Genomic DNA, 26538 nt, shown 5'->3' with positions numbered 1-26538 from the left:
GGCCAAATGACAGGTACAGTAAATGTTTCAAAACTTGAGTGCGCAGATGGCTCTGTTATTGGTGTGCTGGAGCTTGATAATCCAGCTGCTCTCAACGCGTTGAGTTACGTGATGATTGAGAAGTTGTACAAACAGCTTAATGAATGGCAAACGGACGACAGCGTCGTCGCGGTATTCTTGCATGCTCAAGGTGAAAAAGCGTTTTGTGCTGGCGGAGATATTCAAGCGATCTACCGTGCACTTGAAAACAAAGAGCAAGACTTTGATTCTGCGTTTTCAGCGATGGAAACCTTCTTTGACCTCGAATATCGCTGTGATCATCTTATTCATACTTATCCAAAACCGATCATCGCGTGGGGAGATGGTTATTTGATGGGCGGGGGAGTTGGCCTGTTTATGGGCGCAAGTCATCGCGTAGCAGAAACCACCACCCGCTTTGCAATGCCAGAGATTAAAATTGGCCTTTACCCAGATGTAGGCGCGACGTACTTCCTAAACCAGTTGCCAAAACATTTGGCTCTGTTCTTAAGTTTGACGGCTTGCCAAATTAGCGCAACAGATATGAAAGCGTTGGGGTTAAGCCAATGGATTGCACAGCCAGAAAACAAGCAAGTGCTGCTGGATCTGCTTGCATCGGTAAGTTGGAAAGGTGAAGCGAACATCAACGAAAAAATCGCTACTACGCTGCGTTCGGTACACGTGGACGAGCCAAGCGAAGGGATGTTGATGCCCTATGCGGAATTGATTGAGCAGTTATGTTCGGGTGACTTAGCGTCAATTGTTGACGCAATCAGCAGTGCTAACGTTGATAACAAGTGGTTCGTCAATGCGCAGAAGTCACTGAACTATGGCAGTCCGTTGTCGCTCAGTATCACTTATCAGCAGTTAACGCAGTATCAAAATCTCTCTTTGAAAGCGTGTTTTGATATGGAGTTTAACCTAACACTACGTTGTGGCTTAGAAGGTGATTTTAGAGAAGGGGTTCGTGCGCTGATTATTGATAAAACCAATCAACCGACTTGGCAACATCGCACGGTTTCTGACGTAACGCCACAAGTTTTGGAGCGCTTCTTCTCGCCAATTGACTCAGCAGAATACCCACTGACCGCATCGTCGGTAGCTATAGCGGCACTTTAGTACAAGGAAGAAATACGATATGGACAAAATTGCATTTATTGGCCTTGGTAACATGGGTGCGCCTATGGCTAAGAATCTACTCAAAGCGGGCTTGAATGTCGAAGTATTTGATTTGAACCCAAGCGCAGTTGAGGAGTTGACCGCATTGGGCGCTTCAAGTGCCGATTCCGTTCAGCAGGCAGTACAAGGTGTTGACGTGGTTGTCACTATGCTGCCAGCGAGCCAACACGTTCAAAGCGTTTATCTTGGTCAAGATGGCATCTTAGATAGCGTCGAATCAGGTACCTTGCTGATTGATTCTTCCACCATCGATCCGGTGACTGCTCGTTTGGTTGGCGAAAAAGCATCGCAACTTGGTATCAGTTTTGTTGATGCACCAGTATCTGGTGGCGTTGCGGGCGCAGCAGCAGGTACGTTAACTTTCATTGTTGGCGGCTCGCAAGAGAACTTTGTTCAAGCCAAAGCGGTGCTTAGCCACATGGGTAAAAACATCTTCCATGCGGGCGATGTTGGAGCTGGTCAGGTCGCGAAGATCTGCAATAACATGATGTTGGGCATTTTGATGAGCGGCACCTGTGAAGCACTAAATTTAGGGATGGAAAACGGACTCGATCCCAAAGTGCTTTCCGACATCATGTTGCAAAGTTCAGGGCGTAACTGGGCGCTAGAGCTTTATAACCCTTGTCCAGGTGTGATGGAAAATACGCCTGCAAGCAATGGTTATCAAGGCGGCTTTATGAGCCAGTTAATGGCTAAAGATCTGGGTCTTGCGATGGAAGCGGCGGTTGCCAGTCAAACATCAACGCCAATGGGCAGCTTGGCTCGTAATCTGTTTAATTTTCACAACGGTCAGGGCAACGGGCAAAAAGATTTTTCAAGCTTGTTTGAGTTCTACCAAAAGCAAAATCAGGCCTAAGGAGCGCTTATGGAGTTAGCAAATAAGGTCATTGCGATCACGGGGGCAGGGCAGGGGCTGGGTAAACAAATGGCACTGTCACTGGCGGAAAATGGCGTTCATCTTGCGCTTATCGACCTCAATTCAGATCAACTGGCTGAAACGAAAGCGGAATGTGAATCTCTCGGCGTTACCGCTCGTTTTTATGTGACGAACGTGACTGACGAACAGCAGGTGTGCACTGCTTTTGAGCAAATTGAGGCAGATTTCAAGCAGCTCAATGGCGTTATCAATAACGCAGGTATTATGCGTGATGGTATGTTCATTAAAGTCAAAGATGGTCAGGTTAACACGATGTCGCTGGAACAATTTCAGTCTGTTCTAGATGTGAATGTAACAGGCACTTTCCTGTGTGGCCGTGAAGCGAGCAAGGTAATGCTGAACACCGATAGCAAAGGGGTTCTGATCAACATATCCAGCGTTGCGCGTGCCGGGAATATTGGTCAAACCAACTATTCAGCATCTAAAGCGGCGGTAGCCACCATGGCAACGGTGTGGGCGAAAGAGTTAGGGCGTTTCGGAATTCGCTCAGTGGCGATTGCTCCGGGTGTCATCAAAACTGCCATGACAGACCAAATAAAACCTGAAGCGATGGAACGTTTAATCGGAATGATTCCGGTTGGACGTTTAGGTTTGGCGGATGAAATTTCATCGACCATAAAATACGTGTTAACCAACGAATTCGTGACCGGACGAGTGTTCGAAGTCGATGGCGGAATGCGAATGTAACCCCCTCTGCAACATAAAAAAGGGGAGCGAGTTTGATTGTCCGCTTCCTTCCACTTTCTCCTTTCTTTTATTGCTTCTATCTGAAAAATGTATTGGATGCATGGTCGACTGCTATCTCATCGAACGGTATAAAAATTGATTCTATTTCTAATGTGAATGGTTAGTTCTATATTGCTTGTCATGTAAATGTATTAACTCACAACTAAGACGATCTTTTGTCTCACTAACGAGATCGTTATTCTTGGTGTGTAAAAAACATTCTTATTGGTCATATTGTAACCGAAAACTATTTCGGCATCTAAAGATGGTGATTTATTATTCAGCGCAAAATACATGGGAATATGAGGCTGACTGAATAACCTTCAGTTGTCTTAATAATAAATAATCAGAATTCTCAATTACACTGAAGTAACTACCCATTAGGGAAGAGCAATAATGTCACTATTTCATTCGCTTAGGACGATGCCGCTATTATTGGGGTGTCTGTGTTTTTCTGTTCAGGCCTCCACAGAAAAGGTGGAACAGGAAGGTAAGTTTTTACAGTCGTTAGAAGGCATCGAAAATCAAATTTACGCATTACCTCAGAGTTCTTTAGCTTTGATTGAAGCGTTAGAAGAAGAGTCTTTACTACAAAACCAACCAACAGCGCTGTTGGTGCGTTACTGGCTTGCCAAGGCCACGGTTTTAGAGCTGCTAGGGCGCGTAGAAGAGAGTCAGAGTGTCGTTCAAAAAGGATTGGAGCTTGTACGTCCACAGAGCCATGAGTATCTCCTGTTTAAGTTGATTCAGATGCGAACTATGGTTGGAAAGAGCGATATCGATACCGCGCTTTCTGCGTTGGATAGCTTGTTGGAAACATCGCGTGAGAATGGTGATAAGCAACTTGAATCAGAAATCCTGTTGCTAAAAGGACGCTATTACGATGAGCAAGGTGAGTTTAAAAAATCCTATGCTGCACTTATGTCGTCCATGGATGCGGCTGAATCTTCAGGTGTTCACGGGCTGGTCGAACGTGCAGCACTAGAGCTAGGTGACGTACTTGTCAAAATTCAGGGTTACGACCGATCTGAGGCGCTTTTGGAACAAGCATATCGCTATTTTAGGGATAGGCGTATGTCGTTCAATGAGTTGTTGAGCGTTTTGACGATAGCGAAACTTCATAAAGCACAGTTCCAATACGAAGAGGCGATAGCGTCATATCAGCGAGCGTTAAAGCTGGCTCAAATTATCGGTGATGGACGCTTTAGATTTCGAGTTAACCTTGAACTTGCAGCTTTATATCGCGAGACGAAACAAGAAAAGAAGATGGTTAATCACTTGAAGCTGGCGGAGAATTTACAGTACAGAGAAACGTCTAGCGCGTATTTGGCAACATTTAAGTTGTTACAAGCCGAATATATGTTAGAGCAGCAGCAATTTGAAATACTTTTAGCGATGATCGCGCCAATGCTGCCGGAGATTATAGAGAGTCGATACGTCAAGCAACAGCAAATGGAGCTACTAAAAGTCGCCGCTATGGCCTATGCGGGAAGCAATGACTTTAAACTAGCATTCGAAACTTACGGTAACTATCACGATAAATTTATCCAATTTAGCAATCAAAGAGAAGTTGAAAATCTTGAGCGCCAGCAGACGTTATTTGAGTTGGAACGACTTGAATATGAGAACGAAGATCTCAACTGGAACAATGTTTTGCAGCGTATGGAGCTAGAAAATAACCGTCGTACTTTTTACTTATTGGGTGAAGCGCTACTTGCGCTCATCGGTGTTCTATTTTTGATGGCGGTAGTATTTCTCGTCGTCAATCGCTCGCGTTTGAGAATGCGTCGCCTCGCAAAGACAGACACATTGACGGGGTTGTTCAATCGCCGTTTTTTAGAGGACTGGTTCACTAAGCCAGTAGAAGTGAGGCGTGAGCGAAAAGAGAAACCGGTACCTCAATCTAAGCAAGAAAAAATACAACACTTTGTTTTTGAGCAAGTCGAGCAAGTTAAGTACGGTTATCTAGCTTTAAATAAATGGGTAGATAGCAAACTCGATAAACAGAAAATGGTGCCAAATAAACCACAATCGGGGCCAGTAACTTTAGCGTTAATCGATGTGGATTATTTCAAGCAGGTAAATGATACCTATGGGCATGTGTTTGGAGATACCGTACTAACGGGCGTTGCCAAAGTGTTGGAGGAAACTGTACGTGAAAACGACATTGTTGCTCGCTTTGGTGGTGAAGAGTTTGTTGTTGTTATGCCCAATACAGACCATGAAAACGCCCTTATTACTGCCGAACGTTTACGTAGCGCTTTATCCCTACATGGCTTTGTTACGGAACAGAAAGAAGAAGTGAGAGTGACCTGTAGTTTTGGAGTCGTTACCACTGAAGATAATGAGATGAGCTTTAAATCACTTTGCGATCAGGCCGATAAATTGCTTTATCAAGCGAAAGCGAACGGACGCAACTGCGTGAAAGGTCGCTCGCTAGCGTAACAGAAATCAAGAGTTCAGGCTCATCGCACGATGAATCTGAACTTATCCCTCCCATTTACTTTGATAGCCAAGTGACTTTGAGATCCTTGCTTCGAATATAAAACGCTGAATCTAACATCTTAAAGTCACTTGGCGATATTACTTAAAAATGGCTTAAGGATATCGAATCGCATATTCATGGCGTTCAACATAACCTCTCTTTTTGCCTCCTTCACCTTCAAAGTGCGAATGCCAGTTGTGTCTACAAAACTATAACAAACTAGTGTGTCTATTCTTTGTACAAATAAACCGTGTACAGGTGAAATGATTAGTGGTCGATATAAATTTTTTGTGGCACAGATTTTTGTTGTTCAAAAATCAACTCGTTCATCATCGTTTTAAAAATAGAGAAAGAGTTAAGTATTTGATTTTGTTTTTCTTGTTTGTTTGTTCTTAAACTGAAATCTAGTTATCCCGACAAGTTCTTACCGAGCGATTTTTCGTACACCCTCAACTTTTCATCCTTTTTTACTAACATTTTTCTTTAAAAATAATTTGAGTTCGAATTAATTTTCAGGCATTTTATATTTAACTAACCGTTCAATTAAAAATAACAGGGACGCAAAATGCCAAAGGTGGGGATGCCTGAAATCAGAAAACCGCAGCTTGTGAAAGCGACAATGTCAGTGATTGATAGAGTCGGTTTACACGCGGCGAGTATTTCGTTAATCAGCAAAGAAGCCGGTGTATCAACGGGGATTATCAACCACTATTTCGGTGGTAAGCACGGATTGCTGGAGGAAACGATGCGAGAAATCTTGCGTCAGCTTTCGTCCACTATCACACAGAAGTTACGTGAGCTGCCAAGTGATGCTCATCACCAAAGAATTAATGCAATCATTGACGGTAACTTTGTCGGCTATCAGGCAGAAAACCAAGTTGCTAAGACTTGGCTGGCGTTTTGGTCGTACTCAATGCATGACGAGCAGCTCAAGCGTTTACAGCGTGTCAACGAACGACGTCTATTGTCCCACCTAAGAAAAGAACTCAAAGCATTATTAAATGCAGAGCAGGCTGAATTGGTTGCTCATGGTATTGCATCACTTATTGATGGAATTTGGCTGCGCGGAACGCTCAACCCGCAAGGCATTGATGCAGAAAGAGCGAGAATCATCATCAACGATTATCTCGAAAAACAACTTACGTTTTATTCTGAAAAAATATAAAAGTTACAGGTCTTCAAAATGGAAATGAAAGCACACTATATCAATGGTGCGATGTACGACGGGTGTTCAGATGAACACTTCACCACTTACAATCCGGCGAATGGTGAGCCATTGGCCAACATTAAACAAGCGAACCAAGACGATCTTCAAGCAGCGATTGAATCGGCAAAAAAAGGTTTTGCTGCATGGTCGGCGATGACTGCGATTGAGCGCAGCCGTATTTTACACAAAGCCGTTGCCATTTTACGTGAGCGTAATGACGAGTTGGCTGCATTGGAAGTGGCAGATACTGGTAAGCCCATTCAAGAAGCTATCGCGGTTGATGTCACAACAGGTGCCGATGTTCTTGAGTACTACGCTGGCCTTGCTCCAAGTCTACAAGGTGAACAGCAGCCGCTCAGCGACGATCAGTTTTTCTATACACGTCGTGAGCCATTGGGCATTTGCGCGGGTATTGGCGCTTGGAATTATCCAATTCAAATTGCGATGTGGAAATCGGCGCCAGCACTGGCTGCGGGCAACGCAATGATCTTCAAGCCATCAGAAGAAACACCATTAACGGCGCTTAAGCTCGCCGAAATTTATTCAGAAGCGGGCATGCCAGATGGCGTATTTAATGTCGTGCAAGGGGATTACCGAGTAGGACAGATGCTAACGGCGCATCCTGATATCGCAAAAGTGTCATTCACGGGTGAGTCAGGCACCGGTAAAGTCGTCATGAGTGACAGCGCTAAGACACTAAAACAAGTAACGATGGAGCTTGGTGGTAAGTCTCCACTGATTATTTTTGATGATGCGAAGTTAAACGATGCCGTTTCTGCGGCCATGGTGGCGAACTTCTACACCCAAGGTGAGGTTTGTACGCACGGTACACGTGTATTTGTCCATGAAGGTATTTATGACGACTTTATCGCACAGCTTAAAGCCCGAACCGAGTTGTTAGTCGTCGGCGATCCGCTTGATGAGAACACGCAAATTGGCGCGCTAATCTCTAAAGATCATGAATCGAAAGTTCTAGGAGCGATTGAAGCCGCGAAAGCGAGTGGCGCGACGTTACTGACTGGCGGCTACAAAGTAACAGACAATGGCCTAGCTAATGGTAACTTTGTTGCTCCAACCGTATTTGTCGATTGCGATGATGACATGAGCCACGTTCAACAAGAAATCTTTGGCCCGGTAATGTCAGTTCTGAAATTCCGCGATGAGTCGGAAGTGATTGCGCGTGCAAATGGCACCGATTATGGCTTAGCGGCAGGTGTATTTACTCAAAACCTATCTCGTGCGCACCGTGTGATCCATCAAGTTCAAGCGGGTATTTGTTGGGTGAACACATGGGGTGACTCACCTGCAGAAATGCCAGTTGGCGGCTACAAGCAATCAGGTGTTGGCCGTGAAAACGGAGTCGAAACCCTTAAACATTACACACAAACGAAGAGTGTTCTGGTTCAGCTAAGCGACTTCGAAAGCCCTTACAAATGATACTACTCATAGTAGATAACTGACCACTTTAGCTTGTTAAAATGCTCGATAACTACGTTGTCAATTTTGATTGTAGGTTAACTACTTATCAAAATTTCCGCCTTGTTCTCAAGCATTTTTCCTACGCTAATTTCGTTCACTTATCTACGGTGATGAGTATTAACTCCTAGGAGAATAAAAATGCAACAACACTACGATTACATCATCGTCGGTGCGGGTTCGGCCGGCTGTGTGTTAGCGGATCGCTTAAGTGAAAGTGGTCAAAATTCGGTCCTATTACTCGAAGCGGGTGGGTCGGATAAAAGTATTTTTATCCAAATGCCAACAGCGCTTTCTTACCCGATGAACACTGAAAAATACGCGTGGCAGTTTGAGACGGTTGAAGAGCAAGGGTTGGATGGTCGCCAACTTCATTGTCCTCGCGGAAAAGTTCTGGGCGGTAGCTCATCTATCAACGGCATGGTTTACGTTCGCGGACACGCTTGTGACTTTGACCAGTGGGAAGAGGAAGGCGCGAAAGGCTGGAATTATCAGTCGTGTTTGCCTTATTTCCGTAAAGCAGAGTCTTGGATTGGTGGTGCTGATGAATATCGGGGTGATCACGGTCCAGTCGGCACATGTAACGGCAACGATATGAAGCTCAACCCGCTGTACCAAGCTTTTATTGATGCAGGCAAAGAAGCGGGCTACCCAGAAACAAAAGATTACAACGGTTATCAGCAAGAGGGCTTTGGCCCAATGCATATGACCGTCGACAAAGGCGTACGCGCTTCGACCTCTAATGCATACTTAAGCCGTGCTAAAAAACGCAAAAACTTCACCCTAATGAAGAGGGTGACGGTTCATCGAGTTTTATTAGAAGAAACTGGTGCAGAAGGAAAGAAAGCGGTAGGCGTTGAATTTGAAAAGTCAGGTTCAATTCAGCAATGTTTTGCGAATAATGAAGTGATTTCGAGTGCGGGTTCGGTTGGCTCCGTTCAGCTGTTGCAGCTTTCAGGCATTGGCCCTAAGGCAGTATTAGAAAAAGCGGGCATTGAGGTGAAACACTCGTTGGAGGGAGTAGGTAAAAACCTGCAAGATCACTTAGAAGTGTACTTCCAATATCACTGTAAACAACCTATCACGCTCAACAGCAAATTAGGTTTGGTGAGCAAGGGCTTGATTGGCACTGAGTGGATATTAACTCGCAAAGGCCTTGGTGCGACTAACCACTTTGAATCGTGTGCATTTATCCGCTCTCGAGAAGGGCTAAAGTGGCCAAATATTCAATATCACTTCTTGCCAGCGGCAATGCGTTATGACGGGCAAGCTGCTTTTGATGGTCATGGTTTCCAAGTGCACGTTGGACCTAACAAGCCAGAAAGTCGCGGGTCGGTCGAAGTTGTCTCTGCGAATCCGAATGATAAGCCGAAGATTGAGTTTAACTACATTTCCACTGAACAAGATAAGCAGGATTGGCGTGATTGTATTCGCCTTACTCGCGAGATCCTCAATCAGCCAGCCATGGATGAGTTTCGTGGGGATGAGATCCAACCCGGTCTGAACATCACAACGGATGAACAGATTGATGAATGGGTGAAGCAAAACGTCGAGAGTGCTTACCATCCATCTTGTACCTGCAAAATGGGCGCAGATAATGACCCATTAGCCGTCTTAAATGAGCGATGCCAAGTACGCGGTATTCAAGGCTTGCGTGTGGTGGACTCTTCTATTTTCCCAACCATTCCGAACGGTAATTTAAATGCGCCAACGATTATGGTGGCAGAACGCGCCGCGGATATGATTTTGGATAACGCCCTAGAAACGTCGAACAACGTACCAGTTTGGATTGCACCGGACTGGCAAGAGATGCAACGAATGCATCCGCCAAAAAGAGATCTCGATTCGATCTCATAAAATGAAAAAGTCAGTAATCATTACAAGGAATTCAACATGTCTAAGATGACAAAAATCTTCTCAACAATTGCACTAAGTACTTTAGCAACAGGCGCTTACGCCAACCAATGTGAAACGGTTCGTTTCGCAGATGTAGGTTGGACTGACATCACTGCGACCACTGCCGTTACATCAGAGTTACTTAAAGGGTTGGGGTACAAAACGAAGACTGATCTTCTGTCTGTGCCTGTAACTTACTCCTCTATGGCTAATGGCGATATCGACATTTTCTTAGGTAACTGGATGCCAACGATGGAAGGTGATATCGCGAAATACCGTGATGCAGGTACTGTTGAAACCGTACGCGCGAACCTCGTTGGCGCAAAGTACACGCTAGCTGTTCCAAAATACGTTTATGACGCAGGCGTAACCAACTTCGCTGACCTAGTAAAACATGCCGACAAATTTAAAGACCGCATTTACGGCATTGAACCAGGAAACGATGGCAACCGCTTAATTCAGTCAATGATTGATAGCAACGCATTCGGCCTAAAAGATTTCAGCCTAGTTGAGTCCAGTGAAGCTGGCATGGTGTCTCAAGTATCACGTGCCGCACGCCGCAATCAATGGATTGTGTACCTAGGTTGGGCGCCGCACCCAATGAATAGTAACGTTGAAATGGAATATCTAGCGGGTGGCGATGACTTCTTCGGTCCTAACTACGGCGGCGCGAACGTCTACACAAACGTACGTAAAAATTACCTCGCTGAGTGTCCAAATGTAGGTCAGCTAGTGAAAAATCTAGAGTTTAACCTAGAAATGGAAAATGAACTGATGGAAGCGATTCTTAACCAGAAACAAAAGCCATCAAAAGCAGCGCAAGCATGGTTGAATGCAAACCAAGAGCAAATTGAAGCGTGGCTAGAGGGCGTGAAAACGGTAGATGGCCAAGATGCGCTAACAGCTATTACAAACTACTTAAAAACAAACGCTTAATAAGCAGTATTTGAGCTCGTTTTTTTAAAGAAAGTGGGCAGAATTTTGCCCGCTTCATTAACACAAAGGTTTTATTTTGAATTTTATTACGGACAACAAACTACCGTTGGGCCAATGGATGGAAACTGGCGTCGATTGGTTAACCATCAATGCATCGGGTTTTTTCGATGCAATCTCTATTACACTTGAAACGATCATTCTTTTCGTGGTGGACATTTTTAAATGGATGCCACCTGCAGCGCCAATCATTATGACGGCGGCAATTGCTTGGTTCTTACATCGCAGCATTCCTCTTGTCGTATTTATCGTGTTGGCCTTACTCGCAATTCTCAACCTTGGTTACTGGCAAGAAATGCTGGAAACCTTTGTCCTTGTGTTTGCAGCGACAACGATTTCCGTATTAATTGGCGTGCCGTTGGGCATTATGGCGGCGCACCGTCCTTGGTTATACACCTTGTTGCGGCCAATACTCGATTTGATGCAGACCGTACCGACATTCGTTTACCTAATTCCAACCTTGGTTCTGTTTGGCTTAGGTATTGTCCCTGGTCTAATCTCGACCATCATTTTCGCTATCGCTGCGCCAATTCGATTGACGTACCTCGGCATTATTAAAGTGCCGGAGGAGCTACTTGAAGCGGGTAAAGCATTTGGTGCCAGCCGCATGAAGCTACTGTTTAAGGTGGAGTTACCTGCGGCATTGCCAAGTATTATGGCTGGCGTTACGCAGTGCATTATGTTGTCTCTGTCTATGGTGGTCATTGCGGCGCTTGTTGGTGCTGATGGACTTGGTAAACCAGTCGTACGCGCACTGAATACGGTAAACATCTCGCAAGGTTTTGAAGCTGGTTTAGCGATTGTACTCGTTGCCATCATTCTTGATCGCTTGTGTAAAGCACCAAACCAGAAGGAGGCATAATCATGGACGCTATTACTATTAAAAATCTTGATGTCGTTTTTGGTCAGCAACAAGCACAGGCGCTAGCACTACTAGATCAAGGGAAGTCTCGACAAGAAATCATTGATGAAACTGGCCAAGTGGTTGGGGTTGATAATGTTTCGCTGAACGTGAAACAGGGTGAGATCTGTGTCTTGATGGGGCTTTCAGGCTCGGGTAAATCAAGTTTGCTGCGAACGGTTAACGGATTGAACGATATTTCTCGTGGCTCTCTGAAAATTAAAGATGGCGACGATATGGTTGAGCTCTCTAACTGTGACGAACAGAAACTGCGCCACCTTCGTACGCACCGCGTGTCCATGGTGTTTCAGAAGTTTGCATTGATGCCTTGGTTAACGGTGTTAGACAATGTAGCGTTTGGTCTAGAGATGCAAGGCATTGGTAAAGCAGAGCGTCGTAAAAAGGCGCGTGAACAGCTCGAAATGGTCGGTTTATCTGAGTGGGAAACCAAATTCCCGCACGAGCTTTCTGGTGGTATGCAGCAGCGTGTTGGCCTAGCGCGAGCGTTTGCGATGGACACAGATATCTTGTTAATGGATGAACCGTTTTCAGCACTTGATCCATTGATTCGTGCTCAGCTTCAAGATGAATTGATTCTGCTTCAAGAAAAGCTAAATAAAACCATTCTTTTTGTAAGTCACGACTTGGATGAGGCGCTTAAAATCGGCAACAACATCGCCATTATGGAATCAGGAAAGCTGATTCAACATGGCAAGCCAGAACAGATCATTCTTGCTCCAGAAAACGATTATGTGGCGGACTTTGTTGCTCACACTAATCCATTAAATGTGCTGAAGGGACGTTCCTTAATGCGTGACGATTTGGTTCGCGAAGATACGCGTGTTCTGATTTGCCCTGATAAAGATATTTGGGTGATACAAGAGAGCAAGGGGTTAAGTTTAGCGGATAAAGGTAAATCGTTGATTCAATGGAAGAGCAATTCTTCGAACCTTGACGAAGTTAATGAAAACTCTCTGGTTCAGGTTAGCCCAGAAATCAGTATGCGAGAAGCGATTGAACTTAAACAGCGTAGCAATCAGCCTCTGCTTATGGTTGAAGATAATAAGCTGGTTGGTGTGTTAAGCGACAATGAGCTTTACGATGCATTGCTTGGTAATTTTAAGTCAGAGCAAGTTGCGTAAAGTTGACGCAGAACCAAGTAAAAAAGAGCCGCACATTAATGCGGCTCTTTTTAGTTTAAACAATGAGTTAAGTCGCTAAGCTAAGACAATGGTCGACTATAGAGTCGTAATTACGTCATCCATTGCAAGGCGCGCTTTTGGAAGACCATGATTATAATCTTCCCCATCTTTATGGTAGCCAATCGCTAGCGCAACTTCACAAATATGGCCCTCGAGCTCTTCTTTAAACTCTTCTCCAATCAGAGCCGGATCGACACCTTCCATCGGTGTTGAATCAATGCCTAGTCGTGCCAATGTGTGTAGTAGGTTGCCTAGTGCCAAATAGACTTGTGCTTTTGTCCAGTTTCCGTTGAAGCCATTTTCGTCCGTATTTGCATCGGCAAAAGCGTAAGCACCCATAAAGTTGTTGTACATCTCCGCTGGCAAGTGGCCAGATGTTACTTCTGCATCCACACGCTTCGCAAATTTCTCTTTAGTAAATTTAGGATCGTAAGCAAACAGAATCGTATGTGATGCGGCTTTCGCGTGTGGTTGGTTAAACTGATGCATATTTGCAAACGTATTGTGGAAACGTTGCTTCGCTTCATCACTTTCAATAACGATGAATTTCCATGGTTGTGAGTTGATAGAAGACGCCGACAAACGCAGTGCTTCTTTGATTATCGCCATGTCTTCTTGAGAAACGCGCTTGGTTTCATCATATTTTTTTGCAGTGTAACGGCTATTTAGATCGGTAATGATTTGATGGGACACGTTTATATCCTCTTTATGTGATGACAGATGAGGATGCACTAGCATCGACAACCATGCGTACCTCGAATATGGGTTCATGATAATGGATATTTTTTCATTGATAAGAGGGTGTTTATTTAAATCACTTTTTACTTTTTGTTGAAAATCGATGTGAGTTGATCGATTTGAAACTTAAATGTCCTTATTTGGAAGCTTTTATTTGATACTAAATTAAACTCATATTGAGGCGTAGGGGAAAGCAACATGAACGTGATTGAAGTTTTTAATGATAGCTATGAACGTTGTACTTCAGATCAGGAGTTTTTCGACTTGTTCTACAAAAATTTATGGTCGAAAAGTGCCAACTTTAGACAGAAGTTTGACGGTATAGACATGCACCAACAAGTGAGAATGCTTAGAGGGTCTATCGTATTTTTTATGATGGCAGATACCTCGACCGAAGCGCACAAAATGGTGGAAAAGTATGGGAAAAAGCATGCAAGTGCAGATATTGGTATAGAGCCGCAGGATTTTGATGTTTGGCTTGAGAGTTTGTTAGAAACGGTTCGACAGTGTGATTCCGGGTATGATGCCGATGTTGAAACCGCTTGGCGAACATGCTTTAAAACGGGCTTAGAAGTAATGAAACAAGAATGTGATAAAGAAGATGGGCACATCCTTAAAGCGAGTACTAAATAAGGAAGTAACGTGAGTGGTCGTTACTTCCTAGGGTCAGAACCTTACTTATCTTGTGTCTCTTTATTCTTTTTCACCGCTTCGGCGATATCACTGACAGCTTCGACAAGATTGATCGGCATTGGAAAAATAATAGTGGATGTTTTGTCTGTAGTGATTTCAGTGAGTGTCTGCATGTAACGTAATTGCAGTGCATTCGGTGCTTCGTTGAGCATTTGCGCTGCTTCTTTTAATTTATTTGAAGCCTCTAACTCACCAGTAGCGTGAATGATCTTCGCCCTACGGTTACGTTCTGCTTCTGCCTGACGGGCTAGGGCTCTGACCATGCTGTCATTTAAATCAACATGTTTGACTTCAACCGTAGCAATCTTGATTCCCCAGTCATCAGTCTGTTGATCGAGAATGGATTGTAAATCCTTATTGAGGCGTTCTCGCTCTGATAGCAATTCATCGAGTTCATGCTGACCCAATACCGAGCGCAGCGTGGTTTGTGCTAACTGGCTGGTGGCATCGCTGTAGCTTTCAATATTGTTAATCGCCATTTGAGGATCGACTACGCGAAAATAAACGACCGCGTTGACGCGCACAGAAACGTTATCTTTGGTAATCAAATCTTGTGTCGGCACATCCAAAACGACAGTACGTAAATCAACCCTCACCATTTGCTGAATAAATGGGATAAGGATGATCAAACCAGGTCCTTTGACTTCTTGAAATCGACCAAGAAAGAACACAACCCCACGTTCGTATTCTCTCAAAACCTTGAACATTTGGGTCGCTAGTGCGAACAGCAGCACCACGATCACCGCAACGGTATAGAGCATCATAAAGCGCCTCCTATTTATTTTGGCGGTCATCAGGCATCACAGTTAAGGTCAGCCCTTTAACATTAACAATGGTGACGTGATCACCTTGTTTGAATTGTTGATGGTCTTTGGCTTTAGCTCGCCATAACGCACCGTTGAGTTGAACGCGTCCTTCGCCATCGATAAAGTCATCGCTTACCACGGCGACCTTCCCAGGGTAAGTCTCTAAACCCGTCGTTACACGCCGGCGACGAATTTTGAGCAGCAGGCCGACGGTCAGCACGATTAGAGCCACGGAAAATATGGCAATACCAAAAATCAAAGGAAGGGCGATCTGGAATCCTGGTAACTCACTGTCCATGAGAAATATCGAACCGAGTACAAAGGCGACAACGCCGCCTAAGCCCAAAATACCAAAGCTCGGGCTGAATGCTTCCGCTATCATTAGTGCAATACCGAGTAACAGCAGACCAAGACCTGCGTAGTTGACGGGCATCATTTGTAGTGCGTACATGGCAAGAAGCAGACAAATCCCACCTAGCACACCGGGTAAGCCAATTCCTGGGTTGTAAAACTCAAGAAGTAAACCGTAGATGCCGATGAGCATTAGGATGTAGGCAACGTTTGGATTGGTGATAACGGCTAACATTTCTGCTCGCCAATCTGGCGTTCTTTCAACCCATGTTGGATTTTCAAGTGACAATGTCACAGTGCGATTGTTTACTTTAACAGTTTGCCCATCTATGGCTTTGACTAAGTCCTCTGGCGAATTGGCGATGTAATCGATCACGTTTAATTCTAATGCTTCTGTTGCATCCAAGCTCGCCGCCTCGCTTACTGCTTTCTCTGCCCATTCTGCATTTCGTCCATGAAGTTTTGCTAAGCCTTTAATGTAGGCTTTGGCATCGTTAATTACCTTTTTCTCCATTGCGGTTTTAGCGGGAACTTTCTCTGAGCTTTCGTTGGTTCCTTCTGGCGTTTCTTCCGCGTTTTGATCTTTGCCATCATCCGATGAAGGAGGTTGAGGCGCACCACCTAACGCGACGGGCGTTGCAGCTCCGAGGTTTGTCGCTTCAGCCATGGCGGCTACGTGACTAGCGAGCAAGATGTATGTTCCTGCACTGGCAGCTCTAGAACCAGATGGGCCGACCCAAGTTGCAATGGGAGTCGAGGAGGTGGTAATCGCGTGAATAATATCTCGCATTGCGCTATCTAAGCCGCCTGGTGTGTCCATCTCTAAGATCACTAAACTGACACCGTTTAGTTGAGCTTCTTCTATTTCACGAGATAAATAGTCGCTAGTAGCAGGCCCTATAGCGCCTTTGACAGGAACAATCCAAACGGTATTCGCCAGTGCTTGACTGGCAATCAAGAGTAAAGGTAAGAACCATATCCATAGTCGTTTCATGCAGTCCTCCTTGTGTGGTCACAGGGACTTTTTGAAATCCTAATTCAAGTATATCCAAATAACTTAGAGATGCTTGAGTATAGGTTCTAATGAATAAGTTCCCGAGGCTAATTAGGAGACTACTTTTTTATATATAAACGCTGTGTGAGATAGTAAACTAAAGCAAATTATTGGTAATTGTGATGTTTATGTTTATTGTTCAGCGTTTGATTAAGTTGGCCGTTATCTGTGCCGTATTCTTTACTATTTTCGATCTGATCTCCTATGGAGAGGTGACTTGGTTTCAACGGTTTTTGGCTTTTCTACACTAAACTCAGATTTCAATACGTTAGCTACTCATAAGGCGATAGGTTTCTTCCTATTCGCCTTATTACTCCCTCTTCAACCAAAGCCTTAAACAAAGCAATACTTAGCTCGTTTTTTCAACTTCCTGTCGGTGGAAAAAACGCCAAAATGCAACTAAATTCATATCAATGACAAGTTTAAGGTATGTAGTTGATGAGGCAATTCAGCGCAATCGCACTAGCTGTTGTAACACTCATTTTGAGCCAAACAACAACCGCAAGAAACGCGAAGATGTTAGGTGATATCTCCCTAGTTCAGCCCATACAGGGTGATCCTAATGTGGATATTAAGCTAGCGAGAATTGGCTGGCATCTCTTCCGCGATCCTCAATTATCGTCAAATGGTAATGTCAGCTGCGCGACATGCCACAATCTGCAAACCAATGGCGCTGAAAATACACCAGTCTCTACGGGGGTGAAAGGTGATGGAATTAGAAATTCTATAACAGTGTTTAATGCAGCGTTAAATTATCGTTTTTTATGGGATGGTACGGAAAACACCTTGATGGCTCAGATTGATGGTCCAATCCATAATCCAATGGAAATGGACTCAAACTGGCAAACAATAGAGCAATATGTAAAAGAGAGTGAACATTATCAAGCGCTATTTAATCGTGACGGTGAATTGCCGATTAACGTTCATAATATCAAGTCCGCTATTGTGGAGTTTGTTGAAGGGCTGCAGACGCCTGGCGCACCATTCGATGCTTACTTATTGGGTTACACGCATGTATTGAGTGAACAGCAAATCAGAGGTTGGAAAACATTTCAGACTTCAGGTTGTGTGCAGTGTCATCAGGGCAAAAATATCGGCGGAGCGATGATCCAAAGGTTCGCCTATTTCAAGGATAAGCCAGTAGTAGAGGACTCGGGCAGGCAACTCGTTACGATAGAAGATGAAGAGCGATTCTATTTTAGAGTAGCCAGTTTACGCAATGTCGCGCTAACGAGTCCTTATTTTCATAATGGGCAAGTCGATAAGTTATCCGACGCGATACAAATCATGGCTAAAACCCAGCTCGGTATAACGATGAACGATGAGAATGTCGCGGACATTGAAGCATTCTTGCAGTTGTTGACAGCACCTAGACCCATAATTTTAGAGGTGTTGGAAAATGAATAAATTCAAACTGATCAACTTTTGCTTTTTTATTGGGATACTGACGTGCTGCACACTGGCGTATATGTCGTATATGAATTCAAAAAACGCTCAAGAATTTCATGCAGGGCTAATGAATATCGGACATGAGTTGATTGAAGAGCGTGATGTTATCGTGAACCGATATGCCGTTGAAGATAGGAAAAACTATGAGTTAACAACATCTTTAGTAGAGATAGAAATCGCAGCACAGGCACTGTTGGAATCATCAAAGGCATCAGTTTGGTTTCCCGTGACACCCAATCGTATAAAAGTTAGGGATACGCTTGAACAGTTTAAGGAGCGAGTGCTTCAAACAACGTTGAAGCTTGATATGTTAATTGGTGTTCAGGTAGAAAATCGGTATGCATTACTCATGTTGTTCAATTTATATCAGCAAGATGTTTCTACCGAGCGCGGCCAATCATTGGGTGGCAGTCGTTATTTTGAATTTCTCAACCAGTTGCTTCTAACACAAACTGAAGTTGAGAGTGAAAAGGAAGCGAACTTCCTTAAACGGCTTCAAACGAGTGATAAAAGAATTGAATTGCTGACGAATGAACTGCTTGATCACACTTATATTGAGTTTGTCGAAAGCTCAGAGCATCGGTTACTCAATATTGCTCAAAGTGAGGCGCGTTTTACGTGGTTGTTTGTATTTATTGCGGTGATGTTTCTAGTTAGCGCGTTTGTTTATCAGTCACATCACCGAATGCATAACTTAAAACAGTTGAATCTTGAAATTGAAGAGGCGAGAAACAAAGCCGAGCGAGCGGCAAAAGCGAAATCAAATTTTCTCGCTGCAATGAGTCACGAACTAAGAACGCCGATGAATGGCGTACTAGGGCTTTCTCAAATGATTGCAGAACAGACCAAAGAGCCGACGACGAAAGAGCACATTAGGGTTATTCTTGACTCTGGCCAGCATCTGATGACTATCCTCAACGATATTTTGGATTTTTCTAAAGTTGAAGAAAACAAACTGGAATTTGAGCAAGCTAAGTTTAAGCTCGATCAAGTGCTTTCTCCGGTGTGTAGCGCAATAAAACCACTTGTTGATGAAAAAAATATCGAGCTAATCTTGGAAAACGAGGTTTCTGAATATACTGAATTTACTGGGGATTGTGCGCGTTTACGACAGATCTTATTTAATCTCGCCGGTAACGCGGTGAAGTTTACCAATGAAGGGCATGTGCTGGTTAGAACCGAGTTAGATGAATCGAATCAGTTGTTGGTCATGCGCGTGAGCGACACCGGTATTGGTATTGCGCCAGACAAGCACGAGCATATTTTTAACTCGTTTGAGCAAGCAGACTCATCAACGACTCGAAGGTTCGGCGGAACAGGGCTTGGGTTAGCCATCGTCAAAAAACTAACCGATTTGATGGGTGGCCATATTACTCTCAAGAGTATAGAAGGCGTTGGAAGTCAATTTATCGTTGAGTTGCCGATTCCTTGGGTAGAATCTGCTCCGAAAAAGCAGCAAGAAGCACCGAAACCTCGCGCAAAATCACACCATTTAAAGATACTACTTGCTGATGATAACCGTGTGAATGCCATTGTGGCAAAAGGGTTTTGCGAAAAGCTCGGGCATGAAGTGGATGTAGCAGAAAATGGGTTAATCGCGGTTAAAAAGGCGAAAGAGAACGAGTACGACCTGATCTTGATGGACAACCATATGCCCGAGATGAATGGTGTTGAGGCGACACGCGTTATCCGACAAGAGTTAGGTATCAAGACATTACTCTTTGCGTACACGGCAGACGTATTTCGTGAAGCTCACGATAGCTTTATTGAAGCAGGAGCAGACCATGTGCTTACAAAACCGCTACAGCATGAGAGCTTTTCAGACGCTCTCAAACAGTTTGCAGCCAGACTCGAACCGAAACGGAATCCGCCACTAACGAATGACAGCAATGTGCTTCAGTTGCAACGTAAGCCAATCGAGAACTTAAGGTTAACAGAGGAAGAACTCTCCCGTTCAGGCATGTTTACTTCTTTACGAGATGAGCCAGAAGCGCTTGACGAGCTGCTAAAAAGCATTATTGTCGATTTTGAGACATCTGTTGATGAGCTTATTGAATACTTTATGGCTGAAGACTTTGCTTCATTAGCGCTGACGTTGCACAAAACGAAAGGGATGGCACTGAACCTAAGTTTACCTATTTTGGCGAGCCAAACGGAGGCCCTGGAAACTCAACTTAAAGCCAACCAAAGTCCCGAGATTGAGCAGTTGCAGATGCTGATCAATCGGTTACAGGTCAACATCCATCAGTCTCATAGACTTTTGGATGATATACAGAAGAACAATGCCGATCCTCAACAGATTTTATAGTCCCTGTGAGTGCGATGCTTTCCTTAACTCATTTTGTTGTGGTTTACTGTGGCAAGGACGGATAGTGTTGATTCGTCGTCGGAAAATCAGGGAGTTAGAATGAGTAAGCATTCCGCTTTAATCAAATGGCATCGTAAAGCTGGGGAAGAGTTTAGTGATAATAAGTATAGTAGGGCACACATTTGGCAATTTGATGGAGGGTTGCAAGTCCCAGCATCTCCATCTCCCCACGTAGTACCATTACCACTATCCGTAGAAGAAAACGTTGATCCAGAAGAAGCGTTTGTCGCGGCACTTTCTAGTTGTCATATGCTCGTTTTCCTGTCTATTGCAGCAAAGCGGCGTTACGTTGTGGACAGTTACTTCGATGAAGCGGTAGGGGAGCTTGAAAAAGGCGAAAACGGAAAAGAGTGGGTATCAAAGGTAACGTTAAACCCTAAGATAACATTTTCAGGTGAAAAACAACCGACACCATCTCAATTAGAAAAACTGCACCACATGGCCCATGAGAATTGCTTTATCGCCAACTCCGTTAAAACAGAAGTGACAACGCTTATTGCGAATTAAGTGGAGCTCTTTATCAAAAAGCGCGGCCTATTGCGGAGTTATATTAAGCCAGCAGTCATCCTGCTGGCTCGTTCATCTAGACGACACCTTGCTCAATCATTGCATCAGCGACTTTTCTAAAGCCTGCAATGTTGGCGCCTAAAACTAAATTTCCAGGTTGGCCAAACTCTTTACTGGTTTCGTTTGCATTGATGAAAATATTTTTCATGATGGTTTGCAACTGACTATCCACTTGTTCAAACGTCCAGTTTTGCATGCTGGCGTTTTGCGCCATTTCAAGTTGACTGGTTGCAACGCCGCCTGCATTGGCTGCTTTGGCAGGCCCATAAGCTATGTCTGAGTCCACGATAATATTGGCAGCATCACGGGTGGTTGGCATGTTCGCCCCTTCACTAATCAAAATACATCCGTTTTCGATAAGAGCCAGTGCGTCGTCTGACGTTAGTTCATTTTGAGTCGCACAAGGGAAGGCAGCATCAGCCTGATATCGCCAAACAGCATGTCCTTCATTAGGATAGTCGCCCTCTGGTGTGTATTCTGCTTCAGGGTAAGTTTCTAAATATTCTTCTAAGCTTGCTCTTTTCACTTCTTTCAGTTGTTTTAGGAGCTTAAGATCAATACCGTGCTCATGATAGATCGTACCTCGAGAGTCGCTGCATGTAACTGGCGTTGCTCCCATATGGTACAGTTTTTCAATGGCGTAGATAGCCACGTTGCCAGCACCAGAAACGAGACAAGTTTTCCCTTTCAATGAATCGTTGCGGTCGTTGAGCATGCATTCTGCAAAATAGACGGCGCCATATCCTGTCGCTTCTTTTCTGGCGAGTGAGCCACCCCAAAGAAGACTCTTGCCTGTGAGCACACCTTCGTAGCGTCCCGTCAATCGTTTGTATTGACCAAACATATAGCCAATTTCGCGCGCCCCGACGCCGATATCGCCTGCGGGTACATCGGTGGCAGGACCGATATGACGGTACAACTCGTTCATAAATGATTGGCAAAATCGCATGATCTCGCCGTCGGATTTTCCTTTAGGATCGAAGTTTGAACCGCCTTTGCCGCCACCGATAGGAAGGCCAGTCAGTGCGTTTTTAAAGATTTGCTCAAAGCCGAGAAATTTTATGATGCTCGCATTGACTGAGTGATGGAATCTCAATCCTCCTTTGTACGGCCCCAAAGCAGAGTTGAATTCAACTCGATAACCTTTGTTTACTTGTACATTTCCAGCATCATCAACCCAAGGAACTCGAAACATGATTTGACGTTCTGGCTCGACGATCCTCTGGATAATCGCTTGTTCCTTATATTTATTATTGCCTTCTATTACCGGCGCGAGAGAAGTTAATACTTCTTCTACCGCTTGGTAAAATTCTTTTTGCGCAGGGCTACTGTGTTGCAACGCAACAATAGTATCGTGTATGTATGACATAGGTTTCTTCCTTGATGTGAATAAGCAATCAGTTTATATGAATGTATTTCCATTAAATAGTGATTTTAACCAAGATTCAATGGTTGTAGTGGTATTTCCTGCGGATGAGAATGTGCAGCTTCTAACCCGGGCAGTGTTGGTTGAGATAGGTAGGGCGAGCTAAGTAAGCGGGTGGTTGAGTGATCAGTTTCACATATAACAAGCAGAAATCACTTTAGTCGATGTTGTTGTGCAGTTACGCAAATTGTTTATGTTAACGTCATGTTAAAGTTTGTGTGTGTGATAACTTGTGAAAAGACAACTATATGGATGAGCTTAAGGTTCTGAACTCGTTTATTCAGCAGAATGGTCTACCAGCGTTTGGCCACCTTGATGGAATTCCAACATCGTTACAGCTAGATAAATTTACCTACCTTGATGAGATGGATAAGCCAGTGTCTAAGTGGCGCCGTTACCGCGATTATAAGCAGTTTCAGTTCGTCAATTTGGTCACACCTGATTACGTCATTGGAGTAGCGATTGCTGATATACGGTATTTAGCATCCGGCTTTTTCTACCTGTTTGATATTAAAAAGAATAAGTTGATTGAGCAACAATGGTTGAAACCTTTTAATATAGGTTATCAAACTCAGCCTTCCAGTTGGTGCAGTCTTGCCCATCTTGCTAACAAAAGAGTTCAGTTTTCTATTAAGGATGGTATTTGGCACGTCCACTTTGTGACAGAGTCAGTCAATGCGGATCTCTATTTACGTCCAGAAAATATGAGTTTGCCATTAATGTTGTGTACGCCAACAGGTTATGCGGGTTGGACATATACTCAGAAGCACAATGCGTTAGCAGTAGACGGTAACTTGTTCATATTAGGAAAAGAGCAAGATCTTTCAGAGGTGGCTGCTGGTTACGATTTTTCCGCTGGGTACATGCGGCGAGAAACAAGTTGGCGCTGGGCGAGTATCAATTGCTTTGAGGATGACAGGCGTCTGGGGTTGAATTTGGCAGCTGGCGTTAATGAAACTGGCTATTGCGAAAATGTATTGTGGATTAATGGTCAGCGTCACTTTTTGCAACCTGTGCAGTTTCAGTTTTCACGAAGTGATGAAGGGCAAAAGTGGCATATTACGTCTGAAGATAAACGAGTTAACTTACAGTTCACGCCTTTGAATCGACGCTCAGAGAAGAAAAATTTTTGGCTTCTCAAAAGTAACTTTCGTCAGTACATCGGTTATTTCTCTGGCTATCTTATCGATGGAAATGGCATCAAACATCAGTTAGAAGAAGTTATGGGTCTTACTGAAGATCACTATGCAAAATGGTAGAAACATAATGGATTGGACGCAGTTGATGGACCGCCCAGAATTACTTCTGATGATTCTGGCTCCAGTTTTCTTTTTCTGCATGCTTGCCGAATATTGGTTCGGACAAAGAAGGGGACGCTTGCCTGAAAGCGCGACGTATTACTTCCCTGAAGTAGCGTGTAATTTTGTTCTTGCGGGCTTACACCAAGCGACAGACATACTCACGGGTTTACTGATTGCTCAGTTGTATTTGTGGTGGTTTGATTGGCGTTTGTTTGATATCGAAATGAGCGTCTCAGCTTTTCTTTTACTTGTTGTCCTGCAAGATTTTTTCTATTACTGGTTTCATCGGGCTAGCCATCGTATTCGTTGGATGTGGGCCGCGCACGTTGTTCATCACAGTTCGGAAAGAATGAACTTCAGTACCGCCTTTCGTCAAAGTTTAATGTATCCGCTAGCGGGGATGTGGATTTTTTGGTTGCCCTTGGTGATTATTGGTTTTGAGCCAAAATGGGTTGTCTTCGTTGTGTTGTTTAATCTGGGCTTACAGTTTTTTGTTCACACCCAATCAATTCGTTCGCTCGGGCCACTAGAGTGGGTATTTAACACGCCGTCTCATCATCGCGTTCATCATGGTGTGAACCGTCAGTACATCGACAAAAATTATGCGGGTGTATTAATTATTTGGGATCGAATGTTCGGAACGTTTGAACCAGAGGTGGAAACGGTTCGGTATGGGGTTTCTAAACCTGTAAACAGCTTTAATCCCATCCGCGTGACGTTTGCAGAATGGAAAGACATGTTTTATGACGTAACTCGACCAAACTTATCATGGAAACAACGCTGCCGCCGTTTGTTCGCTCCGCCATCGGATTTTTATGAGTAAATTGAGATAAAGAGATTGGAGCGGGCAGCGGGAATCGAACCCGCATCATCAGCTTGGAAGGCTGAGGTAATAGCCATTATACGATGCCCGCGCATCGATAGGACTCAGTTAATATGCCACACTGGACGAAAAAGAAAAGTCTTTTCTCATCAAATGTTTGTCAGTTGCCTAAAAAAGTAGCGGACTGATGTTAAAGTGTTCATTGTCTCTGGTTTTTTGTGGCACTCGCGATTCCGCTACTAAGCCTAGGGGCTTCCAATTAGGTCGTAAACACCGAATTCTTAGGTGTTTAGGTGTTTAGATGTTGATGATATTCAAGATTTTCTGTGTAAAGGTTAATCTCGTTTATTGAACAGTCACGTTTCATGGTCAAGACTAGATATTGAAATGATTACTTTTTACTGTTGATGCGTATGTATAACACAGGGTAATTCTGCTGAAACAGTCAGCTTAACCAAAGGAGATTTAACATGATGAGAGGTTTGATATTAGGGTTGGTGGTGATGCTGGTATCTGCTTGTACTACCGTTACAACTGATGTAGATAAACAAGCCGACTTTTCAGCTTACAGAACGTTTGACTTCGGTGCTCAGGCGGAAGCTCCTACCAGTATTGATGGTCGACGTATTGAGCAAGGGCTTGCTGAACAGCTTGAGGGTAAGGGTTTAATTAAGGTAAATAGTGGCGGTGACCTTTACGTACATCATGATATCGTAGAAGAATCCGAGCTTGTTTCTTCAGGATCGTCGGTGAGCTTTGGCTATGGCTGGAATAGCTTTGGTGTGATCACTTCAAGCCCAGAAAGATATAAAGAACGTAAGTATGGGAAGTTGGTGGTTGAACTGGTTGATGCAAAGGCTAATCAAGTCGTTTGGAAAGGCGTTTCAAGTCGTAAACTGTCTGAGTCAATGAGCTCTGAGAAAAGAGAATCTCTCATCCAAGAAGAAATCGCGAAGATGTTTGAAAGCTACCCTTACGGTGAAAAATAATTAGTATTCTTAACGATTAAGAATACTAATTGCCAATAGTTACGCACAGGGTTAAAAGAACTTATTATTTTGGTTTTGGTTACCTTTGTGCGTACGATTCTGATTGCTTTACTCGGACTACTTTTCTGCTTGTTGGCTCCGAGCATGAGCCTGGCGCACTCACACCCAAATTTCCTTCCCTTTCATAACCAGAATATTGCTGTTGACGCTAAGTCGAAGCACTTTTCAGAATATCCTATCTCTCCAATACAACAAGACTATCCGAGTTTAAACAGCCGGAATGTATTGAGGGTTAGCCATGCTAAGGAAATGAGCTCGAACGACGATGTAGAACCCGAATGGTTTGAAATGCTTGATGTAGCATGGTGGGCGCATCGTTCGGCAATTTACTCGATGAAGCGGCTAAAACGCATCGGCAATGAGGCTTTAGGTTGTTGTATTGAAAGTATTTTTACTCACTTTAAATACAGAATCGGCGTGAGAAAAGAATCGAATTTTATATACCGCTTTATACATGCTCGCTAACACATTCCATGTTTTTGCAACTTTTGGTTAATTATGCTTAGGAGCGGTTTATGTTTGATTCGATAATTCAGGTCTTGAGTGCCTTTTGGCATCAAGATTTCACGGCGTTAATGGCGCCAGGCAGTGCAGGTTTAGTTTATTTTGTTGTTGCTGTGATTATTTTTTTGGAAAGTGGTTTTATTCCTGCTGCACCTTTCCCATGCGACAGTGTCGTCGTATTATCCGGTACGCTGGCGGCGGTTGGCGTCCTTGACCCAATTATGATCATGTTGGTGATAGCTGTTAGTGCGGGATTGGGAAGTTGGGCGGCTTATTTACAAGGCAAGTGGCTAAATCGCTTACCTAAGGTCCAAGGGGCTTTGTTGCGTAATTCGGACAGAAAACCAAGTCGTCCGAAATTGAATAATTATTAAACAATATACTGAGTT

22 protein-coding genes, 1 tRNA gene and 1 pseudogene are annotated in these 26538 nt (G+C 44.0%); 19 read left to right on the top strand and 5 right to left on the bottom strand.

Translation table 11 applies throughout. The annotated features are described in order from the left end of the window. The first annotated feature begins 6 nt into the window (after nt 1–6). From R7Z77_RS08140 to choV, 10 genes are all read left to right on the top strand, one after another. Complete coding sequence (locus R7Z77_RS08140) at nt 7–1137, top strand: enoyl-CoA hydratase/isomerase family protein (protein ID WP_318136638.1); 1131 nt, start codon at nt 7–9, stop codon at nt 1135–1137. A gap of 19 nt (nt 1138–1156) precedes the next feature. Beyond that, on the top strand, nt 1157–2053 hold the full coding sequence (gene mmsB / locus R7Z77_RS08135) for a 3-hydroxyisobutyrate dehydrogenase (protein WP_064354703.1): 897 nt from the start codon (nt 1157–1159) through the stop codon (nt 2051–2053). 9 nt (nt 2054–2062) lie between these two features. Then, on the top strand, nt 2063–2821 hold the full coding sequence (locus R7Z77_RS08130) for an SDR family oxidoreductase (protein ID WP_005373217.1): 759 nt from the start codon (nt 2063–2065) through the stop codon (nt 2819–2821). Between the two features lie 462 nt (nt 2822–3283). Next, entirely contained in the window at nt 3284–5305 is a 2022-nt protein-coding gene (locus tag R7Z77_RS08125; protein WP_372430189.1) for a tetratricopeptide repeat-containing diguanylate cyclase, read from the top strand. A 605-nt stretch (nt 5306–5910) separates the two neighbouring features. Further along, a complete protein-coding gene (betI, locus tag R7Z77_RS08120) occupies nt 5911–6510 on the top strand; it encodes a transcriptional regulator BetI (protein WP_017820329.1) in 600 nt (199 codons plus the stop codon). An 18-nt stretch (nt 6511–6528) separates the two neighbouring features. Then, the gene (gene betB / locus R7Z77_RS08115; protein WP_064354705.1) at nt 6529–7989 is read left to right on the top strand and encodes a betaine-aldehyde dehydrogenase; all 1461 of its coding nucleotides are present in this window, start codon (nt 6529–6531) and stop codon (nt 7987–7989) included. A 180-nt stretch (nt 7990–8169) separates the two neighbouring features. Then, nucleotides 8170–9885 carry a choline dehydrogenase gene (betA, locus tag R7Z77_RS08110; protein ID WP_005373209.1) on the top strand — a complete coding sequence of 572 codons (1716 nt, stop codon included), beginning with the start codon at nt 8170–8172 and terminating at the stop codon, nt 9883–9885. 36 nt (nt 9886–9921) lie between these two features. Continuing rightward, nucleotides 9922–10860 (top strand): choline ABC transporter substrate-binding protein, encoded by a 939-nt coding sequence (locus tag R7Z77_RS08105; protein ID WP_005382646.1) that lies wholly within the window; start codon nt 9922–9924, stop codon nt 10858–10860. 76 nt (nt 10861–10936) lie between these two features. Then, nucleotides 10937–11779, top strand: a complete 843-nt coding sequence (choW, locus tag R7Z77_RS08100; protein ID WP_005392552.1) for a choline ABC transporter permease subunit — start codon at nt 10937–10939, stop codon at nt 11777–11779. 2 nt (nt 11780–11781) lie between these two features. Next, on the top strand, nt 11782–12960 hold the full coding sequence (gene choV / locus R7Z77_RS08095) for a choline ABC transporter ATP-binding protein (RefSeq protein WP_064354706.1): 1179 nt from the start codon (nt 11782–11784) through the stop codon (nt 12958–12960). A 96-nt stretch (nt 12961–13056) separates the two neighbouring features. Here choV and R7Z77_RS08090 read toward each other — a convergent pair whose 3' ends face one another. Continuing rightward, entirely contained in the window at nt 13057–13713 is a 657-nt protein-coding gene (locus tag R7Z77_RS08090) for an NAD(P)H-dependent oxidoreductase (protein ID WP_064354707.1), read from the bottom strand. A gap of 243 nt (nt 13714–13956) precedes the next feature. On the opposite strand from R7Z77_RS08090, the gene R7Z77_RS08085 reads away from it, so the two are divergent. Next, entirely contained in the window at nt 13957–14391 is a 435-nt protein-coding gene (locus tag R7Z77_RS08085; protein ID WP_017633662.1) for a globin, read from the top strand. A gap of 41 nt (nt 14392–14432) precedes the next feature. Here R7Z77_RS08085 and R7Z77_RS08080 read toward each other — a convergent pair whose 3' ends face one another. Further along, a complete protein-coding gene (locus R7Z77_RS08080; protein ID WP_005373196.1) occupies nt 14433–15215 on the bottom strand; it encodes a slipin family protein in 783 nt (260 codons plus the stop codon). A gap of 10 nt (nt 15216–15225) precedes the next feature. After that, nucleotides 15226–16602, bottom strand: coding sequence for an NfeD family protein (locus R7Z77_RS08075; RefSeq protein ID WP_042523608.1), 1377 nt, complete (start codon nt 16600–16602; stop codon nt 15226–15228). A 498-nt stretch (nt 16603–17100) separates the two neighbouring features. Here R7Z77_RS08075 and R7Z77_RS08070 point away from each other — a divergent pair, with 498 nt between their 5' ends. The 3 genes from R7Z77_RS08070 (at nt 17101) to R7Z77_RS08060 (ending at nt 20986) form a co-directional block, all read left to right on the top strand. Next, nucleotides 17101–18069 (top strand): cytochrome-c peroxidase, encoded by a 969-nt coding sequence (locus tag R7Z77_RS08070; RefSeq protein WP_213967557.1) that lies wholly within the window; start codon nt 17101–17103, stop codon nt 18067–18069. Then, on the top strand, nt 18062–20419 hold the full coding sequence (locus R7Z77_RS08065) for an ATP-binding protein (RefSeq protein ID WP_262599008.1): 2358 nt from the start codon (nt 18062–18064) through the stop codon (nt 20417–20419). Before R7Z77_RS08070 ends, R7Z77_RS08065 begins: the two co-directional genes overlap by 8 nt. Nucleotides 20420–20518: 99 nt before the next feature. Further along, nucleotides 20519–20986 (top strand): OsmC family protein, encoded by a 468-nt coding sequence (locus R7Z77_RS08060; RefSeq protein WP_017820322.1) that lies wholly within the window; start codon nt 20519–20521, stop codon nt 20984–20986. A gap of 76 nt (nt 20987–21062) precedes the next feature. On the opposite strand, the gene gdhA is transcribed toward R7Z77_RS08060, so the two are convergent. Then, nucleotides 21063–22415: an NADP-specific glutamate dehydrogenase gene (gene gdhA, locus R7Z77_RS08055; RefSeq protein WP_017633658.1), complete on the bottom strand. Its 1353-nt coding sequence runs from the start codon at nt 22413–22415 to the stop codon at nt 21063–21065. Between the two features lie 305 nt (nt 22416–22720). Here gdhA and R7Z77_RS08050 point away from each other — a divergent pair, with 305 nt between their 5' ends. Further along, nucleotides 22721–23731, top strand: a complete 1011-nt coding sequence (locus R7Z77_RS08050) for a DUF2804 domain-containing protein (RefSeq protein WP_064354710.1) — start codon at nt 22721–22723, stop codon at nt 23729–23731. A 7-nt stretch (nt 23732–23738) separates the two neighbouring features. Beyond that, a complete protein-coding gene (locus R7Z77_RS08045; RefSeq protein WP_005373167.1) occupies nt 23739–24596 on the top strand; it encodes a sterol desaturase family protein in 858 nt (285 codons plus the stop codon). A gap of 16 nt (nt 24597–24612) precedes the next feature. On the opposite strand, the gene R7Z77_RS08040 is transcribed toward R7Z77_RS08045, so the two are convergent. After that, nucleotides 24613–24687, bottom strand: a tRNA-Gly gene (locus tag R7Z77_RS08040). 379 nt (nt 24688–25066) lie between these two features. Between R7Z77_RS08040 and R7Z77_RS08035 the strand changes: the two genes are divergently transcribed. The 3 genes and pseudogenes from R7Z77_RS08035 to R7Z77_RS08025 form a co-directional block, all read left to right on the top strand. Further along, nucleotides 25067–25585: a DUF4136 domain-containing protein gene (locus R7Z77_RS08035; protein WP_005382627.1), complete on the top strand. Its 519-nt coding sequence runs from the start codon at nt 25067–25069 to the stop codon at nt 25583–25585. Nucleotides 25586–25729: 144 nt separating this feature from the next. Next, nucleotides 25730–26110: a hypothetical protein gene (locus R7Z77_RS08030; RefSeq protein ID WP_250155575.1), complete on the top strand. Its 381-nt coding sequence runs from the start codon at nt 25730–25732 to the stop codon at nt 26108–26110. A 50-nt stretch (nt 26111–26160) separates the two neighbouring features. Further along, nucleotides 26161–26466: pseudogene (locus R7Z77_RS08025) on the top strand (DedA family protein); the annotation flags it as partial. Nucleotides 26467–26538 lie beyond the last annotated feature (72 nt).

The organism is Vibrio sp. 1401 (assembly GCF_033340295.1).
This window is presented reverse-complemented; position numbering and strand designations above follow the sequence as displayed.